Genomic DNA, 18,010 nt, shown 5'->3' with positions numbered 1-18,010 from the left:
TGTGGAGGTAGGCAGAAATGAAAAGGCTATCATTTCAAATTCTCTTGTTTGTCTTTTGTACGATTGCTGCTCTCATTTTGTTTTATGTAATAGAAAAGCAATTGTATAACCGCGTTACAATTCTGGATGACAAGCAGGTCGTTTTAGAAAGAGCAAGTGAATCTCTTCCTACTGAAGTGAGAGTAAAACATGAGAAGTGGGGAGAAGTAGTTGTAACAGATGAAGTTCGTCTACATGCGATTGTTTCATTCTTTGACAAGATTCGAATGGAGCAAACAGAAGCGAAGGCACGCGAACAAGTATTTACTGGAGAAGTAACGTACTTGAATGGGCATAGGCGTACTTTTGCAGTAGGTGACTTGTTCCAGTACGGGACAAACGTATACGGAAAGCAAGGAATGGATCCAATGATTTCCGCATTTCAAACATATTTGCTGAGCTTGTATTATACGCCAGAATCTATTAGCAATTTTTTTGCGGAGGCAAAGGAAGTTATCGTGAGGAGAGGCGACGTAGTGCTTACGACGAATCTTGCGCCAATACTTGATTCTATTCGGCAAGCGAAGCAAATTACAGATTACGGAGAAATTCAGAAATTACTGCAATCGCAGAAGGATCCAATCGTCTATATTACCGCTTATCAAAATGGTAAGTATGTGAAGAATGAACGCGAGGATATTTTAACGATTTCTGTATATCCTTCTTACTTTGTCGTGCAATACCTTGGCGATAATAATGGGAATGTGATGTATATGAAGGGCTCCCTAGCAAATCTATTTGTAAAGGAGAATGTTTCATGAGAAAGATAGCCTTTTTCTTCTTTTTGCTAGTAATTGGAGGAGCGATGTCTAGTTGCTCTCGAGATACTACCTCTATCAAATATAGTAAAAATGGTCTTCCAAATTTAAAAGATCGCCATCTTGTTGCGTATGTAGCGGCTCGTGAAGAAGTCGGTGAAGCGCTTCTATCATCATTTTGTAAACCACGCGGGTGCACGTATGAATTTATTCGTCTTTCTACCGAAGAGATTCTTAGAAGGGTAGAAGAGGAAGCGAGAAACCCGAAGGCGGATATCATCATTGGCGGCACAGTAGACGCACATCAAATGATGAAGCAAAAGGACTTATCAATTCCTGTTACAAGTAAGCATGCAACTAGCATTTCAAAAACGGTTAAAGACAAAGATAGTTTTTGGTATGGCTATGAAGTAGAGCAGCTTGCTATCGCTATAAATAAAGAGCGGTGGAAGCAGGAGATAGAGCCGCTTGGTCTTTCCTATCCATCAGAGTGGAAAGACTTATTACACCCTGCGTATGCCGGAAAGATTGTCATGCCCGACCCAAATATATCAGGAACAGCATATACATTTTTCGGGTCACTTATTGATATGTTCGGCGAAGAAGAGGCGAACGATTATGTAAAGGGTCTTGCTGAGCAAGTGGCAGAAGTGACGATGAATGGCTATATGCCTGCAGAGTATGTTGCGAGCGGTGAATATATGATCGGTATTAATTTTATGGGAGATCAACGGATGCTTCAAAAACAAGGCTTTCCGATTGTAAGCAAAGTTCCAGCGCAGACAGGATTATCTGTCAATGCGATTTCGAAACTGAAACATGCACCGAGTGGTATTATAGCGGATTTATTTATTGATTATTGTTTATCAGAAGAAGCGGGGCATATTTTAGAAAAGGTTTCGTTTGGCATACCAACGATGCTTACGAAGAACGAGAAACAAATAGAAGGTCAGCCTGTTAGAAGAACAAATAAGGATATATCAAATAGTGGGGTCATCGAGATATGGAATAGACAACGTCTCTCTCAGAAATGAGAAAAGGAGAAGAGATGGTATGTTTAAGTGGTTAAAACCAGCACCAGCTATAGAAAGATTGCCAGCGAATATGATTGATAAAGTATACAGACTCCTTCGTATTCGTATGTTAATCGGTATTTCAGTTGGATATGCAGCGTATTATTTAGTTCGTAGTAACTTTACGTTATCTAGTACGTATTTAATGAAAGAATACGGTTTTAGTACAACGGAAATTGGTTTATTAGGTTCCGTTGTGGCGATTGTGTATGGGCTAAGTAAGTTCTTTATGGGGAATTTATCAGATAAAGCGTATGCTCAGCGTTTTATTGCGGTTGGTTTATTCTTATCGGCAATTATAAATATTTGTTTTGGTTTTGCATCTTCATTTGGAATGATTTTAACATTATTAGTTTTCAATAATATTTTCCAAGGGATGGGAGCACCGCCTTGTAGTACCGTAATGGCAAAGTGGTTCTCGAAGAAAGAGCGCGGTACAAAAACAGGACTTTGGAATATTTCACATAATGTTGGTGCGATGCTTGTACCACCGCTTGTTGGAATTGGTGTTGGTATTTTCGGTGAAAGTCATTGGCAAGCCGGCGTGTTTATCTTCCCGGCGATAATTGCAATGGTAATTTCAGTTCTTATGTGGATAAATGCGAAGGACACACCAGAATCTGTCGGTCTTCCACCAATTGAAGAATACCGCAATGATTATGAAAATCTTGAGAAGGCAGAAAATGTCAACAAAATGTCACCAAAAGAAATTTTGGTGAAATATGTATTGAAAAACAAATTTGTTTGGTATTTATGTATTGCAAATGCATTTGTATATTTAATTCGTTTCGGTGTAATTAACTGGGTACCAATCTATTTAACAACTGTTAAAGGATTTACAAAAGCAGAGGCACATGCAGCATTTTCTATCTTTGAAGCAGCTGCGATTCCAAGTTCATTAATCGTCGGTTTCTTAAGTGATAAATTATTTAAAGGTAAACGTATGCCGTTATGTATTATTAGTATGGCTGGTGTTGTTATTGGAACGTTTGTATATTGGCAAGCATCTAGCGTACTTGTTGTAAGTATTGCGGTTTCAATCATTGGTTGTTTAATTTATGTACCTCAGTTCTTAATTGGTTTAAGTGCAATGGAGTTAGTTCCGAAATTTGCAGTAGGTACAACGGTTGGTATGTGTGGTCTATTCGCTTATGTAGGAGGAAGTCTTACAGCAAACTTAGTCATTGGATTCATGGTTGATAGCTCTGGTTGGGACGGTTGCTTCATCTTGCTATTAGCAGGCGGTATTTTATCAACATTATTCTTATTGATTGTTCAACGTGGACATGAGAGAAAAGGTCCTGAAGGTAAAATTGCATAATCGTTTATGGAAGGAGAATCTATCAATTGATAGGTTCTCTTTTTTAATCAAACGTTTGTTTAAAATTTTAGTAGTCAATCACTCCATACTATAAGATAAAATTCGAATTTGTTTTCCCTCTCCATTCGCACTAATCCTGATGCGATTTTTTACTTCATACGTGTCCCTATCAGTTTTATATAATAACATTTTTAATATTTTATAAAAGATAATTCTGTAAATTCTAAATTTTTTCTTGTTCTAGTAGTTTAATACTGCTATAATGACCATTAAATTCATTTTTAGGATTCATTATTTTAAGAAAGGAGGTTTATTACATTGAAAAAGTTCGCAATTTTCATTCTTTTTTTAATTCCTTTTCTACAGTTGGTATTATTACCTTTCGCTAATCGAATTGAGCCATTTATAATTGGCTTGCCTTTTTTGCACTTTTGGTTATTTTTATGGATTGTGTTAACACCATTATGTACATTTGGTATTTATTCTCTACATAAGTCACAAGGAGGTTCTCTGTAATGAAAGGAAACATAACAGCATTAAGTATCACTGCTTTCATTGTACTAACTGTCGTTCTAATTGGATTTCTAGCAGGGCGGAATAAATCCGCACGAAGTTCTGTAGAAGAATGGTCTGTAGGAGGCAGACGATTTGGCGGACTGCTTGTCTGGTTTTTAGTTGGTGCAGATTTATATACCGCTTATACATTTCTAGGATTAACGAGTACTGCATATAAAGGTGGCAGTATCGCTTTCTTTGCGATTCCTTATTCTGTTTTAGCCTATTTTATCGCTTATTTTTTCCTTCCAAAGCTCTGGAAAGTTGCAAGTGTACATAAATTAACGACTCTTGCAGATTATGCGAGAGAACGCTTTAATAGTAAGTTGCTCTCTTCACTCATTGCCATTGTCGGTGTATGTATGCTAATTCCTTATATTGATTTACAATTAAGCGGTATTCAAGATACGCTTCAAGTAGCTGGTGCAGGTTATATTAATGTAAAGGTAGTCGTCATTATTTCTTTTCTTCTTGTTGCCCTTTATACATTCTTTAGCGGCATTAAAGGACCGGCATATACTGCAATTATTAAAGATATTCTCGTTTGGGCCATTATGTTATTTATGGTTGTTTCACTTCCTATTATCCATTTTGGCGGTTGGAATCCTATGATACATACACTTGCCACTGAGGCACCACAACTGTTAACGATTCCAGATGCAGGACCAAAAGGGATTGTATGGTTTATAACAGCATCTCTCGTATCAGCTCTTGCATTATTTATGTGGGCACATGCAGCAACAGGTGTATTTACCGCTAAAAGTGCTGATGCTATTCGAAAAAATTCAATGTATCTACCTTTATACAATATCGTACTAATACTCGTTATTTTTCTTGGTTTTATTGCATTTCTTGTACTGCCAGAAGAGACAAACCCACGCTTTGCTTTATTACATCTCATTCAAACTTCTTATGGCGGGGTAGCGCAAGGGTTGGCATATTCGACAATTGCTTTAGCTTCTTTAATTCCTTGTTCCATCATGGCAATTGGTGCTTCCAATTTGTTTGCAAATAACATTTATCGGGATCTCATGAATCCAAAGGTAGATGGTAGTCGTTTAACGCTTGTGAACCGGATGATGGTGTTTGTTGTCATCGGACTTGCTTTGCTATTTGGATTATTGTTCCCAACTGCCCTTGTATCACTGCAGCTTTTAGGCGTATCTGGTATGGTACAAATCTTTCCGGCCATCGTTATTAGTTTGTTTTGGAGAAACCAATCAAAAGAAGCAACTATTATCGGGCTCATCATCGGTTTAGTTACTACTTTTACCGTATATGCAACGGGGTATTCTTTCGGAGTCTATGAAGGTTTTTGGGGATTAACTGCAAACGTTCTATCTCTTGTTATTCTCAATCCTTTATTCGTAAAGAAAACAACAAATAAATCAAACCTAGTGATTCAGCATCTATTTGACGAAAAAGAAACTGCACATCTACATGCAGAAAAAGGAGCATAATGCGCATCTTCTATGAAAATTTTGGAGTGATCTAATAAAGTGAAACTTTAATCAGTGAAGAGAGTCTTGTAGCAAACGTAGCGATTGATGTTATCGTTGATCGTTCAACGTGGACATGGGAGAAAAGGTCCTGAAGGTAAAATTGCATAATCGTTTATGGAAGGAGAATCTATCAATTGATAGGTTCTCTTTTTTAATCAAACATTTGTGTAAAAACAAGATAGTTAGGAAAAATCGTGTTTTGTCATACTAATTTTTTAAGGAGATATTTATATGAAATTTTCTCTATAAAGCTCAATAGAGTATTAGGGAATTCGATAATTAGGAAATAATTCTTCACGCTTATTCCTCCAGTTTGTATTGTTTTTAATTCCGTTATATAGAAATTTAACATTCATTTTACAATATCTTCAAAAACAAATGTTAAAATTTAGTGGAAATAAGCAAGGCGAATTAATATGTATAAAGGAGATGCTGAAAGTTGGGGATTTTTGTATCAGAGGTAGAGGCGTTTTTATTCTGTTCTGCAACGGTCACACAGCAAGATTGTACATTTGATTTTGTCGTTCGTAGTACGCCGATAGGACTTTCGATTTGTTTAGTAGAAGATTATGAAGTAGAGTGGTTTCCGATGAGGGTGGAGACATATTTGAAAGTGAATGGAAGCATGTTTCCAGATGAAGAGGAAAAAGAGGAATTTCGCAAACAGTTAAATAGTGAAACGGGCTGGATGTTAGATAAGCAAGGTAATAACCAAGAAGGCATTGTTCAAAGGGCAATGCGAACTGATGAGTATGAGGCGTTTCAAATGGTAGAAAAGAATATTCCGCGTGAGATGAGAAAAGACGTAACAACTCTTCCGTTAGAGTATGATTTGGGCGAAACGAAATCGAGCACTTGGAAGAAACACTGAAACCGCCTTATGTAGGGCGGTTTTTTATGTTTCTTAAAACTTGCTTAAAAGATAAGTTGTTATATTTCTAAAGATTGGTATTTTTGTTACAATATAAGTGATGGTGTAAAACTTTGTAAAGAAAGCGTAATAATGTAAAAGTATAGTTGCAGTTTTCTGAAAGTTTTATATAATCCTAGAAATACTATATAACGATATAGAAGGAGCGAGAATATGTTACCAAATACCGTTCGTACTCCAAACAAAAAGAAGAAATGGATTATCATTGGGGTTATTGCATTAATTGTTGCCATTGTAGCAGTCAATATTTTTATGGTGCAAGGGAAGAAAAAGGGGGCGGCAAAAGGAGACGCTGTTAGCTTTGAGAAAGTAACAGAACGTACACTCAATAATACGAAATTGATTTCTGGGCAAGTAAAACCTGGAAATATTGAGAGCTTCTACGCAGATCCGAGCAAAGGAAAAGTAAAAGATATTGCAGTGAAAGAAGGGCAAGAGGTAGAAAAAGGAACGAAATTATTCTCTTATGATAATGAAGAAATTAACTTACAGTTGAAGCAAGCTGAGCTTGATCAAAAAATGGCAAATATGCGCTATGATCAAGGGAAAAAGAAAATAGATTCATTAAAGAAAGAGATTAAAAAAGCGAAAGATAGCGGTGCTGGCAAAGAAGTAACAGATCCTATGGAAGAGCAAGTAAGTGAATTAGAAATGGGACAAAAAACAATTGATCTTGAGAAAGAAAAAGGACAATTACAATCCCAAGAGTTAAAGAAAAAACAAGGTGAACTCACAATTTATAGCAATTTCGCTGGTGTTGTAAAAAAGCTAGATAAAGATGCAGCACAAAGTTCAGCGCAAGCAGTGGGTGGACAAGGAAAATCATTTTTACAAATCGCCTCTAAAGATCCGTTCCAAATTCAAGGGACATTAACAGAACTTCAAAAATCACAAATTCAAAAGGATCAAACATTTACTGCAACAGCAAAAGCGAATAGTAAGAAGAAATGGACAGGGAAAATTACAGAAGTAAGTGAATTCCCAACAAGTGCAGAGATGGCGCAAGCAGCTGGTGCTGAGGGAACACAAAACATGTCTCAGTATACATATAAAGCAAGTCTTGATGGACAAGAAGGTTTATCTCCAGGCTATCACGTATCACTGCAAGTAAGCTTAGAAAATAAGAAGATGATTGCTGTTCCTAGTAAGAGCATTGTAGAAAAAGATGGTGAACCATTTGTTTATGTAGAAGAAAAAGGAAAACTTCGTAAACAAAATGTGAAAAAAGGTTCTACTGACGGAGATTGGACAGAAGTTCTTGAAGGCGTAACAGTGGGGCAAAAGGTGGTTAAAAATCCTTCCGACAATGTATATGACGGAATGGAAGTGAAAGAAAAATGATTACGCTAAACAATATTCATAAAACATATTATCAAGGGAAACTCGCGGTACCGATTTTACATGGTATTAGTTTAACGATTCAAAGCGGTGAGTTTGTTTCTATTATGGGACCGTCTGGTTCTGGGAAATCAACGCTTATGAATATTATCGGTTGTTTAGATCGTCCAACAGAAGGCGAATATATGTTAAACGATGTGAATATCTTAACAGCAGACGAGGCAAAACTAGCTCTTATTCGTAATGAATATATCGGCTTTGTATTTCAGCACTTTAATTTACTGCCGCGTCTATCAGCAGTGGAAAACGTTGAACTTCCGCTTATTTATGGCGGTGTGAAGAAAGCAGAGCGCCGACAAAGAGCTCTTGAGGCACTTGGGAAGGTCGGATTGTCCGATCGTGTGCATCATTTGCCAAGCGAACTTTCAGGTGGGCAAAAGCAGCGTGTGGCGATCGCTCGTTCTATCGCGAATGATCCGACGTTTATTATGGCCGATGAGCCAACTGGTGCCCTTGATACGAAGTCTGGACAGCAAGTTATGGACATTTTCACAAAGTTAAATGAAGAAGGTACGACGATTGTTATGGTTACACATGAAGAGGAAGTTGCGGCATATTCTTCGCGCCGAATCGTGCTAAGAGACGGAAAAATTACAGAAGATAGAAGGTGTGCGGTATGAGTTTACTAGATAGTATCAAAATTGCCCTATCTTCTATTCTAGCTCATAAACTGCGCTCAGCACTTACGATGCTTGGGATTATTATCGGCGTTGGTTCCATTATTACTGTTGTTGCGATTGGGCAGGGCGGGGAAGCGGCACTGAAGTCACAGTTCGTTGGATCTGGTAATAACGTAATTCCAATTCAATATAGTGCAGATATAAATGATCCATTTGGTATGGAAATGATGGAACAGCCGAAGTTAACAGAGGAAGATATTTTTGAAATAAAAAAACTTCCAGAGATTGCGCATGTTCTTACAACGAATTCAAGCATGGAGCCACTCGATATTGAGGATAAAAAAGAGATGGTGAGTATTACAGGGCTAGATAGTGAGTACTTCGCGGTAAATAAAGTAAAAGTATTAAAAGGTCGCTCCTTACAAGAATCAGATATTGCGCAAGGTAATAACGTCGTGATGATCAGTAAGAGTATGGAAGAAAAGGTCTTCAAAAAGGAAAATCCAGTTGGCAAAATTATTGAGATGAAAGGACAGCCGATGCAAATTATCGGTGTCTATAAATCAGATAATGAGTTCATGGGAATGGGGCCATCGGAAGCTTTAATTCCAATTACATTATGGCCAACATTATATGGAAAAGACGAAATCCAAAGTATTTCTGTTCAAGCGAAAAATGTAGATGATTTAGAAAAAGCGGGTAAAAAAGCCGCTGATGTATTAAATAGTCGTAAGCCAAGTGATGCATCTGGTAAATACGAAGTGATGAATTTAAAAGAAATTCAAGAAGGTATTTCAAAAATGACTGGTATTATGACGATGATTATCGGCGGTATCGCAGGTATTTCACTAGTCGTTGGTGGTATTGGGGTTATGAACATTATGCTTGTATCTGTAACAGAGCGTACGCGTGAAATCGGTGTACGTAAGGCACTTGGAGCAACGCGCAGTAAAATCTTGCTGCAATTCTTAATTGAAGCGGTTATGTTAACGCTTCTTGGTGGATTAATCGGAATTGGCCTTGGCTATGGGGGCGCGTATATTGTTTCTTCATTTGCAAAATGGCCACCGCTCGTTTCATGGGAAGTTGTCGTTGGAGGCGTGTTATTCTCGATGACGCTTGGTATTATTTTCGGGTTAATTCCAGCGAACAAAGCAGCGAAATTAGATCCGATTGAAGCACTTCGTTATGAATAGGTTGCTAGTGTAGTAGAGGGGGATTTCCTTCTACTACACATACAAATAGAAAAAAGATATAAACCATTTTTTTTAGATGGGAGAGAGGATCTGCTGGAGGGTAGAAGCGGTTAGAGCCCCTTTTAGCCCATGCAAAATGAAAATAAAGAGAGACAAAGAGTGTAAGTCAATTTTATATTTCATAGCAGCGACTTATATGCCTGCAAATCAAAATGGATGTACATTGTTCTAGTGGGCGGTTCACGGTCTCTAGGAAAGAGGAAGTGAACTGCCCGTTAGAACGGGTGATATAAATACAAGGAGGTTGTTAGAATGGAACCGAATGTTAATACGCAAAAGGCTGATAGAGGGAAACCATCGTTGCTAGGAATGATTACATCTCCAGGTTTGCAGTTTGAGAGAATGAAAACGACTGATAAAGTTTGGGGTATGTTCTTTTTGGTTGCATTGTTACAGGCGCTCGTAAATGGATTAGCTACATATGTGGCGCAATCATCGCCTGAGGTGATTGAACTTCAGGAGAAATTTGGCACAGGACAAGAACAATCTATCGGATATTTAGTTGGTAAAGCGATCGGTTCAGGTTTCATCTGGATCATGATTGGAACTCTTGCTGTGGCAACTGTTTATAAAGTCTTTATGATGTTTTTTGGAAATGATACGCCGTACAAAAAATTGTTAGCCATTGTTGTATATGCGAATATTGCACTTGTAATTGGTGGACTTATTAATTCTATCTTAGGTTTAATTTTGGGCAGTGGGGCAACTGAGTATACAAGTTTGGCACCATTATTTGAACAAGGTACGACAGGATACGCAATCGGTAGTGTAGTGGAAGTATTCTACTTATGGAATATTGTTTTAATTTGGATTGGGTTACAAATTACAGCTGGGTTAGGAAAAGTAAAAGCTGCGGTTCCAATTGTCGTTCTCTTTATTATTAAAGCAGCGTTCTTAAGTTTAATTGTTATCGTATTAGCACAGCTTATGCAAAGTTTCAATGGATAAGGATATGTGGAAAAAAACGGCTCGATAAGGAGCCGTTTTTTTTATATAAATACGAATTGAAAGACCAACATAAAACCCTTTCTTTTAGGTGGGAGAGGTGATTCGCTCATGTACAGAAGCGGTCAGTGCCTTTTTTTCGCCCCATGCCATGTAAAAACAGAAGGAGCAAATGAGTGGAAGCCTCTTTCTGTTCTTCATAGCCACAATTTATATATTTTTGTTTGTATTTGAAATACTAGACTTCGTATTTCAAATTCCCTCTACAAATATTTGGAATTTACCTATACAGAATTTGAAATAACCTCCCATGAAATCTCCCTTATCTTCTTATATTGTAAAGGTACCGCGGAATAACAAAGAGGTATACCTTTTAGAAAAAGGTACGATATGAAACCGGCTACTTTTACAGAGGCAGTTACGTTGTATGAAAAGATGATTAAAAATCAAATGAAAAAGCTTTGTCTGTACCGGGATTATGAAGAGTATTATCAATGCGGCCTAATTGGACTTTGGAAGGCATATGAAAAATATGAGGAGGAGAAAGGTACTTTTTCAGCGTATGCATTTGTAACAGTGCGCGGCTATTTATTAGAGAAATTAAAGAAAGAAAATAGATTTCAAAAGCGGCATACTTTCGCCTCACAGGAAATTTTGCAAAATGTATGTGGAATAGAAGTGTCGTCAGAAATTCAAGATTTTATGGGTTTGTTAGATGAAGAAGAGAAACATATTATTGTCGAACGTTTTTACGCAGGAAAGAAGATACACGAAATTGCAGAAGAGACGGGCATGACGTATCATCAGGTAAGATGGGTATATCGGCAGGCAATAAAAAAGATGCGAGCTGAGATATAGGAAGCATAAAATGGAGACAAGATCCCTTGTCTCCATGCTATCATTTCTACTAGAAATCATTATGAAAATCATCGAGCATCATCTGAGCGATTAGATTACCAGCTTTTCTCCATTGCTGCTTCATTTTGTAGCAGGAGATGGGGAGAGTTATTGTGTCTCCATTACAAAAATGTAGTATAGCTTGACTATCTTTGCCTTTTGTGATGGTTTTAATACTTTTATAGAAGACCCAGATACAATCCCAAGCGGCAGGTGATTTTGTCGGAATGGCACAAATAAAACAACGATGATTAATAGGAATAGGTGTATTTTGTCGTAAATCCCATTTTTCAATAATGGCTTTTCGTCGACCTTCGTATGTGGAATAATTGTGTGAGATAATTAGTTCTTTTATTATTTCCAATGGTGTTTTTGGCGAGTAGAGAATTCCCTTGGTGGTATGAATTTGAGTACGGTAAAAAGGATCTTTGTAAGGCAACAGCATCATTAAAGTACTAGAAATAGCATGAAGATTAGCTGGAGCGTCCAACTCAAAAGCCTCCTTTAAAAGTATTGTTTACATATTTTAGTATATAGATGGAATATAAAAATAATTTTAAAACATTGTAAATGTTTGTAAAAATTAATGAGGGATTTTCATTTTTTATAAGTAGCAAGTTTTCTAATTTGCATCGCTTGTACATATATATGAAAATAGAAACAGTTAGGCGGTGATAGAGTATGAAACGGAAGTATATTATTATGGCACTTGTTGTCCTTCTTTTCGTATATTTAGCAAACAGTAACCCGAGTAAAGGGGAATATACCGAATGGGCGGCAAAGCAATTTATGAATCGCAATGATATTAGTAAAAAGTTAACAGAGGTTGAAAAAGAAGATCCAGATGGACTTGTTGGTGAACTTGCAACAATTGGTAAGAAGTTAGCGAAGAAATATGTAGAGCCACAAGTTGACGTGTTGATTAATCATTATACAAAGCGAAATGATTATATTTTCTTCTCGACATATACGACAGAATTTACACTAGGCAAAGAAAACTATAAATATGTTTCAGTTGGGTTCTCTCATATTTTTATTCCGATTGAGATGCCGAAGAAAAAAGACGAAGCTGCAAAGTGATGCAGCTTCGTCTTTTTGGTTTAAGGAGCAAGTGTTACTTCTGATACTTTCTTTTCAACGAGGCGTGCTCCTTTTTTACGAGTGTTCCCGCTAAGTGATAAGAAAATTTCAGAGGAGAGAATTGTGTCCATCACTTGGCTAATGGTTTGTTCATTCACAGGTGTAATTGGATTGTCGATAGAAAAGACGACGATTTTTCCATCCTCTTTTAAGAAAATCAGCTCGAGTGCTGTCATTGTCAGTTACCTCCTTTTCATTAAAATTTACGGATTCGAAATATCAGATGTGCTTAAAAGTTGAACAGCATGAAGCTTTAATCCTTGTAAGGAAGCAAGAGCCAGTCCCACTTCATGGACTTTTGCTGTATCAGCGTTCGGTTTTACTCGTTTAAACTGTTTGTTTTTTAAGATTGCTTTCCCGTTGTTGTCTGTGCCACCGTTTAGGACAAGGCGTAAGCTTAAATCAGTTACAATCGTTTCGATCGCCATGTTTTTCACCCCCTTTTCGTCTTATATATAGGAGGCAACGGTCATATTTTGGCGTGAAATTTTTTCTTTTTTTTGGTACTCTTAGAAGAATAAGAGAGGAGTTTCTAAAGATGAATCGTAAATGGTTAGTTTGGATTCCCGTTTTACTATGGATGGGGATTATTTTTTATTCTTCAGCACAGCCTTACAAGAAGCAGGATATGCGTTCAGATATTGAGCAGTACGTGAATGTGGAATTTGTGAAAGAACATTTTTCATGGGTATCCATTGATTATGGCGGAGGAACACCAGTTAGTATTGAAAATAAAGGTGTTGGCGGTTTTATTGAGTTTTTCCTTCGAAAGGGAGCTCACTTTATGGTGTTCTTTATGCTTGGATCATTGACATACTATGCATTGCATCGTTCAGGGTATTCGAGGAAGAGGTCTTTTTTATTTGCACTTCTTTTTGTCGCTGGATATGCAACATTCGATGAAATTCACCAATGGTTTACCGGTGACCGTACACCGATGTGGCAAGATTCTGTTTTAGATACGTCGGGCGGATTGACAGGAATTATAATAAGCAATTGGTTTTGGCATAGAAAAAGGAGCTAACCCTTCGGGATAGCTCCTTTTTTTATATATTTTCAGTATGTTGCTTCGGATATCGGCGATTTTTGAGATATATCAGCTGTAACTCGGAATATATCAGCGATTCGGCATAAGATATCGACCATTCGGCAATATGCGACATTTCTTGTTATACACCAAGTAATTCTTTCAATTCGTCTGTTGATAGCTCAGTCATCCAGCTGTCACTTGTGATGATGGCGCTACTTAGCGATTGTTTCCGCTCTAGCATTTCATCGATTTTTTCTTCAAGTGTACCTGTTGTAATGAGTTTATGGACATGTACAAATCGCTTTTGACCGATGCGATAAGCGCGGTCTGTTGCTTGATTTTCTACAGCTGGATTCCACCAACGATCATAGTGAATGACATGGTTTGCGGCAGTTAAATTTAGACCGGTGCCACCAGCTTTTAATGAGAGGATGAAGATGTCATATGTTCCATTTTGGAATTGTTCGATCATCTTATCCCGTTCTGCCTTCGGTACACTACCATTTAGGAAGAGAACACGCTGACCGAATTTCTCTTCTAATATTTTCTGTAGCATATTTCCCATTCCGATATATTGAGTGAAAATTAAGCAGCTTTCATTTTGATCTTTTATATTTTCAATGAGATCCATTAATGTTTGGGTCTTCATGGAACGCTGCACAATATCTTTTGGTTCTTCCTCTTTTAAATAAAGAGCAGGATGATTACAAATTTGCTTTAGCTTACTGAGCATCATTAAAATAAAGCCGCGTCTTTCAATACCTGTTAAGCCTTCAACATTTTGCAGCGTATCTTGTACGAGCTGTTCATATAGTGATGCTTGCTCACCTGTTAGCGGGCAGTATACTTTCTGTTCTTGTTTGTCCGGTAAGTTTAATGCGACTGTTTGGTCTTGTTTTGTTCGGCGCAGTAAGAAAGGTGCGATGAATCTTTGTACTTGCTGGATTTTTGCTTCATCACGGTCTTTTTCAATCGGTGTTACGAAACGGCGCTGAAATTGTCCTAGGCTACCAAGATATCCGTGATTCAAGAAGTCAAAAATAGACCATAGCTCTGCTAATCGGTTTTCTACAGGTGTACCTGTTAAAGCGATTTTGTGATTTGCTTGTAAATTACGAACCGCTCTAGATTGTTTCGTTTGCGGGTTCTTAATATTCTGCGCCTCATCTAAGATGATTACATCCCAGCACTGCGCGTTTAACTCTTCTTCATCAAGTTGTGCTAATGCATAAGAAGTTAGTACAACATCTGCATTTTGAAGGAAGTCTTTAAATGAATCGCCTTTTGAACGGTTGCTTCCATAATGCAGTTGAACCTGTAAATTCGGGGCAAAGCGTTCAAATTCTTTTTGCCAATTTCCAAGAACAGACGTCGGTGCGATGATTAATGCCGGGCCTGTTTGGAGACGCTTTTCTTTTACATATAATAAGTAAGTAATGGTTTGGATACTTTTCCCAAGTCCCATATCATCTGCTAGCAAAGCCCCAAACCCGAGTTCTCGTAAATATAAGAGCCACTCTACACCATGGTTTTGGTATGGACGAAGTGTGGCCTTTAAGGAGAATGGTATTGGAACTTTTGGAATGTCTCCGATATGGAGGAGCTTTTGGATGAGTTCCTCGTAATAGCCATCTAGCTTGATTTCAATATCCGTAAATGGATTGTCTTCTTCTACGACTTCTACTTCGGCAGAGTTTGATAAATGTTGCTGCAAGACATCTTTCATTTCAAGCCCATATTTATCTGCGCGTTTCATGAGTTTTTTCACTTCTTCAATAAAGGCAGGATCCAGTCTCATCCATTGTCCATTTAAATTGAAAAGTCGTTTATTTTGTTCGACAAGGTCAAAAAATTCACTTTCTGACAGATCAATCCCATCTGTAGAAACGCGCCAGTCAAAATCAACGAGAGTGTTCATACCAAAGAAGGACTGCACTTGATTTGTACTTTGCTTCAATTGAACGCGTAACTTCGGTTTCGTTGCTTTTAAATTTTGCCACCAAGACGGTAGTAAGATATCAACGCCGGCTGCTAATAATTCGTTGCTCGCTTCCGTTAAGAAGTTCCATGCTTCTGTTTCATAGAGCTCCGTTCGAAAGTGATCATCTTCACGAAGCCATGGGACTAGCTTGCCGAATCCTTCCTGGGTTTCTTTAATACGTTCTTCATAGCTATGCCATCTTTTTGGTAGTGAATCGATGCCATTATATACATATATTCGGTGAGTTCCGCGCTTTGTCGTAATAATTGTTTCAAGCTTCCACATTTCAAAATCATCTTGTGGTTCTTGGAGGCGAAGACCGATGGTAAATGGAAGATCGTCTTCTATGTAACCAATCTTTCGGAACCAATCTTCTTCATGAAGCGCTGTTTCCAATTGTCTTTTCGTAAAGTCATAGTGTTCATATAACCGTTTTGCATTTTCCCAGCCCTCGCTAGAGCGTGCGTCTTGCCGAATTGTTTCATTAATCGCATGTGAGAAAAGTGATCCAAGCGTTTCATCTTGGATTGAAACATCGATGGCTTTCCATGATGGATTATTACCCCAACGCTTCATATCTGGTACAAAGTTTCCGGTTGTAAAGTGATCCCATAGCTCTTTAGCACCAGGCATAAGCGCAGTCACAGGACCGTTAATTTGTAATCCAGCAAAGGAATTCATCGGTTTTTTTGCAATGTATTCTAGCGCTTGGACGTTTGTTAACATGAAACCGCTTCGTCCTTCATGTGAAGCTTCTTTTAAAAAGGTACCAAAGAAGGACGTCGTGTGCCATGTGAAAGCATTTTGTTTCCAATCTGTTATAGGTAAGAGATTGCCGGTTTCATCTTCTCCCCAAAGGAACCACCCTTGACTTACGTGCTGGAGCCGAATTGTTACTTCAGTTTGTATGATCATCGATTAACTTTCCTTTCCGCAGTTCTTCCTGAAGTGCTCTTAGGCGTGAATGTAAGTTAGCGATTTGGACAATGAAAATGTGCCACTCATCTGTTCGTTTGAGCCGTTTATAGAGCATACGCAATTTCTTTAAGTAGCGGACTGCGCGGCGATATGACTTACGATTCCGTTCTTCAATTGCTTGCACTGCTGCGAGATGATAGAGCGGAAGAGCTGCTTCTGGTGCTTCTTTTTCGATTTCTTTTAGTGGTTCTTTTAGCAATTCAATTGCCTCAAATCCGTATAAAAGATGAAGTTCTGTCCATGCATCATATTGTTTTTTTGCTAGTACGTATTGCTCATAGTTTGTGAAGCTGTATGGCAATAGTTCTTGCAAAATCATCTCAAGACCTGCTTGTTCGTTTGTGTGCGTCGCATATGTTTCGTACATCATGATGAACAAACGAACGATATCTTTTACAAAAAGAGGATCGGCCGGATCATTTATTGTTTTCTTCAATTGTTTATATGTGAAAGACAGCCAATTCTTGGCGCGCTCCCACTGCATGGTACTTAGCAATTCTTCGAGCCAGTCGAAATAAAGGCCGACCACTTGCGATGGTTGTGTTTCGAGCAATTCCATAGCAACGTCATCTTCTTGCTTTAAAAAGAATAGGTGAGAAGAGGCGAGTGCCTTCGAAATTGGATTCATCTTCGCATCAATTCGTGTTTCTTCTTCTTGGATCCAATCTGCTTCTGCTAGCAACTCTCCCCATATATGCCGGTAAATAAAGAATCTCTCCTGTGTATAGGAGTCGGTAGAGAAGAAAATGCTATGCACTTGGCGAGCTGTTTCTTGCAAAATTGTTTCACATTCAGCCGGAACCGATTCTGATTTTAAGTCACGTACAATGGATTCCACTTTATCAACAAATAGACGAACAACATGAATTGGTTGGTGATAGGAATACGTTTTGTTTGTCTCAAATTCCGTGATTTCTTCTAGTAACTTTTGAAAGCTAAACAGTGCGCCGTGCAATTTGAACAATTCATGTATGGCAATGACGCGTGGTGCTTTTCGTTCTAATTTCATGTAAAAGTCCGTAAAGATACTCATAAGAAAATACATTTGTTTATATGTGAGCCGTGTTTGTTCTTTTTTAAACGTGCTATATTCAGATTCAAAATATGCGTGCCAACTTTTAAAATCTGTTTCTTCAAATGCTGAAGATTGTAATACTTGTCGTGCTGTTCGAATCGGGGGGAGTGATGGTTTCGTTTTATTTTTAAATAATGTTAATACTTCTCCCACTTGCCCAAAGCTAGAAGCAGCTGATAGCAGAACAGCGAGCATGTGCTCACACTGCGTCGGTGCAAAGCAATCACAATAACTTTCGGCGATATTACGAATCGGAATATGAACGCTATACACATTTCCTTCAGCATCTACTGTACCTGATAACGTATAACCGTCAAAATCAACGTTGTAAACAAAGCCGCTACGATATAAATGGCGAGCAGTGGCAACATGCTCTTGATCGGCTGCTTGCTGCGGATCGAGCCCTTGAACAAACTCACTGGCGATCATCATAATTTCATCTTTCGTAATTGAATGTTGCAGCATAAGTTTTCCTCCGTACAAAGATTTCTTTCCTCTACCATTATAAACA

General features: G+C 38.0%; 18 protein-coding genes. 13 read left to right on the top strand and 5 right to left on the bottom strand.

Annotated features, from left to right (window positions below; translation table 11 throughout):
- Window positions 1–17: 17 nt before the first annotated feature.
- The 11 genes from AC1M36_RS17195 to AC1M36_RS17145 all read left to right on the top strand — a co-directional run bounded on the left by AC1M36_RS17195 (window position 18) and on the right by AC1M36_RS17145 (window position 11,256).
- Entirely contained in the window at window positions 18–800 is a 783-nt protein-coding gene (locus AC1M36_RS17195; RefSeq protein ID WP_336451597.1) for a DUF3919 family protein, read from the top strand.
- Window positions 797–1,831: an ABC transporter substrate-binding protein gene (locus AC1M36_RS17190; protein ID WP_336451598.1), complete on the top strand. Its 1,035-nt coding sequence runs from the start codon at window positions 797–799 to the stop codon at window positions 1,829–1,831. Before AC1M36_RS17195 ends, AC1M36_RS17190 begins: the two co-directional genes overlap by 4 nt.
- A gap of 19 nt (window positions 1,832–1,850) precedes the next feature.
- Window positions 1,851–3,191, top strand: coding sequence for an MFS transporter (gene pgtP / locus AC1M36_RS17185; protein ID WP_336451599.1), 1,341 nt, complete (start codon window positions 1,851–1,853; stop codon window positions 3,189–3,191).
- Window positions 3,192–3,509: 318 nt separating this feature from the next.
- Window positions 3,510–3,707 (top strand): DUF3311 domain-containing protein, encoded by a 198-nt coding sequence (locus AC1M36_RS17180; protein ID WP_336451600.1) that lies wholly within the window; start codon window positions 3,510–3,512, stop codon window positions 3,705–3,707.
- A complete protein-coding gene (locus AC1M36_RS17175; protein ID WP_336451601.1) occupies window positions 3,707–5,206 on the top strand; it encodes a sodium:solute symporter family protein in 1,500 nt (499 codons plus the stop codon). Before AC1M36_RS17180 ends, AC1M36_RS17175 begins: the two co-directional genes overlap by 1 nt.
- A gap of 481 nt (window positions 5,207–5,687) precedes the next feature.
- Window positions 5,688–6,119: a hypothetical protein gene (locus AC1M36_RS17170; protein WP_479846071.1), complete on the top strand. Its 432-nt coding sequence runs from the start codon at window positions 5,688–5,690 to the stop codon at window positions 6,117–6,119.
- 213 nt (window positions 6,120–6,332) lie between these two features.
- Window positions 6,333–7,520 carry an efflux RND transporter periplasmic adaptor subunit gene (locus tag AC1M36_RS17165; RefSeq protein WP_479846070.1) on the top strand — a complete coding sequence of 396 codons (1,188 nt, stop codon included), beginning with the start codon at window positions 6,333–6,335 and terminating at the stop codon, window positions 7,518–7,520.
- Window positions 7,517–8,197 carry an ABC transporter ATP-binding protein gene (locus tag AC1M36_RS17160; RefSeq protein ID WP_174100416.1) on the top strand — a complete coding sequence of 227 codons (681 nt, stop codon included), beginning with the start codon at window positions 7,517–7,519 and terminating at the stop codon, window positions 8,195–8,197. Before AC1M36_RS17165 ends, AC1M36_RS17160 begins: the two co-directional genes overlap by 4 nt.
- On the top strand, window positions 8,194–9,393 hold the full coding sequence (locus AC1M36_RS17155; RefSeq protein ID WP_336451604.1) for an ABC transporter permease: 1,200 nt from the start codon (window positions 8,194–8,196) through the stop codon (window positions 9,391–9,393). The genes AC1M36_RS17160 and AC1M36_RS17155 overlap by 4 nt, the downstream gene beginning before the upstream one ends.
- Before the next feature lie 312 nt (window positions 9,394–9,705).
- Complete coding sequence (gene yknW, locus AC1M36_RS17150; RefSeq protein WP_336451605.1) at window positions 9,706–10,401, top strand: YknW family membrane protein; 696 nt, start codon at window positions 9,706–9,708, stop codon at window positions 10,399–10,401.
- A gap of 387 nt (window positions 10,402–10,788) precedes the next feature.
- The gene (locus tag AC1M36_RS17145) at window positions 10,789–11,256 is read left to right on the top strand and encodes a sigma-70 family RNA polymerase sigma factor (protein WP_336451606.1); all 468 of its coding nucleotides are present in this window, start codon (window positions 10,789–10,791) and stop codon (window positions 11,254–11,256) included.
- 49 nt (window positions 11,257–11,305) lie between these two features.
- Here the strand turns inward: AC1M36_RS17145 and AC1M36_RS17140 are convergent, their stop codons facing one another.
- The gene (locus tag AC1M36_RS17140; protein ID WP_479846069.1) at window positions 11,306–11,785 is read right to left on the bottom strand and encodes a competence protein ComK; all 480 of its coding nucleotides are present in this window, start codon (window positions 11,783–11,785) and stop codon (window positions 11,306–11,308) included.
- Between the two features lie 191 nt (window positions 11,786–11,976).
- Between AC1M36_RS17140 and AC1M36_RS17135 the strand changes: the two genes are divergently transcribed.
- Window positions 11,977–12,375 carry a DUF4359 domain-containing protein gene (locus tag AC1M36_RS17135; protein ID WP_336451608.1) on the top strand — a complete coding sequence of 133 codons (399 nt, stop codon included), beginning with the start codon at window positions 11,977–11,979 and terminating at the stop codon, window positions 12,373–12,375.
- 20 nt (window positions 12,376–12,395) lie between these two features.
- Here AC1M36_RS17135 and AC1M36_RS17130 read toward each other — a convergent pair whose 3' ends face one another.
- Together AC1M36_RS17130 and AC1M36_RS17125 are read right to left on the bottom strand one after the other, a co-directional pair.
- Window positions 12,396–12,611, bottom strand: coding sequence for a DUF2922 domain-containing protein (locus tag AC1M36_RS17130; protein WP_479846068.1), 216 nt, complete (start codon window positions 12,609–12,611; stop codon window positions 12,396–12,398).
- A 27-nt stretch (window positions 12,612–12,638) separates the two neighbouring features.
- A complete protein-coding gene (locus tag AC1M36_RS17125; RefSeq protein WP_336451610.1) occupies window positions 12,639–12,863 on the bottom strand; it encodes a DUF1659 domain-containing protein in 225 nt (74 codons plus the stop codon).
- A gap of 110 nt (window positions 12,864–12,973) precedes the next feature.
- Between AC1M36_RS17125 and AC1M36_RS17120 the strand changes: the two genes are divergently transcribed.
- Window positions 12,974–13,459 carry a VanZ family protein gene (locus tag AC1M36_RS17120; RefSeq protein WP_336451611.1) on the top strand — a complete coding sequence of 162 codons (486 nt, stop codon included), beginning with the start codon at window positions 12,974–12,976 and terminating at the stop codon, window positions 13,457–13,459.
- Between the two features lie 145 nt (window positions 13,460–13,604).
- Here the strand turns inward: AC1M36_RS17120 and AC1M36_RS17115 are convergent, their stop codons facing one another.
- Both AC1M36_RS17115 and AC1M36_RS17110 read right to left on the bottom strand, forming a co-directional pair.
- A complete protein-coding gene (locus tag AC1M36_RS17115) occupies window positions 13,605–16,361 on the bottom strand; it encodes a DEAD/DEAH box helicase (protein ID WP_479846067.1) in 2,757 nt (918 codons plus the stop codon).
- The gene (locus AC1M36_RS17110; RefSeq protein WP_479846066.1) at window positions 16,345–17,964 is read right to left on the bottom strand and encodes an SWIM zinc finger family protein; all 1,620 of its coding nucleotides are present in this window, start codon (window positions 17,962–17,964) and stop codon (window positions 16,345–16,347) included. Before AC1M36_RS17110 ends, AC1M36_RS17115 begins: the two co-directional genes overlap by 17 nt.
- Between the last annotated feature and the right edge of the window lie 46 nt (window positions 17,965–18,010).

It is taken from the genome of Bacillus sp. Medicinal_06, from assembly GCF_056711665.1.
The sequence above is the reverse complement of the archived record's forward strand: the minus strand, read 5'-3'. Positions and strand labels throughout refer to the sequence as shown.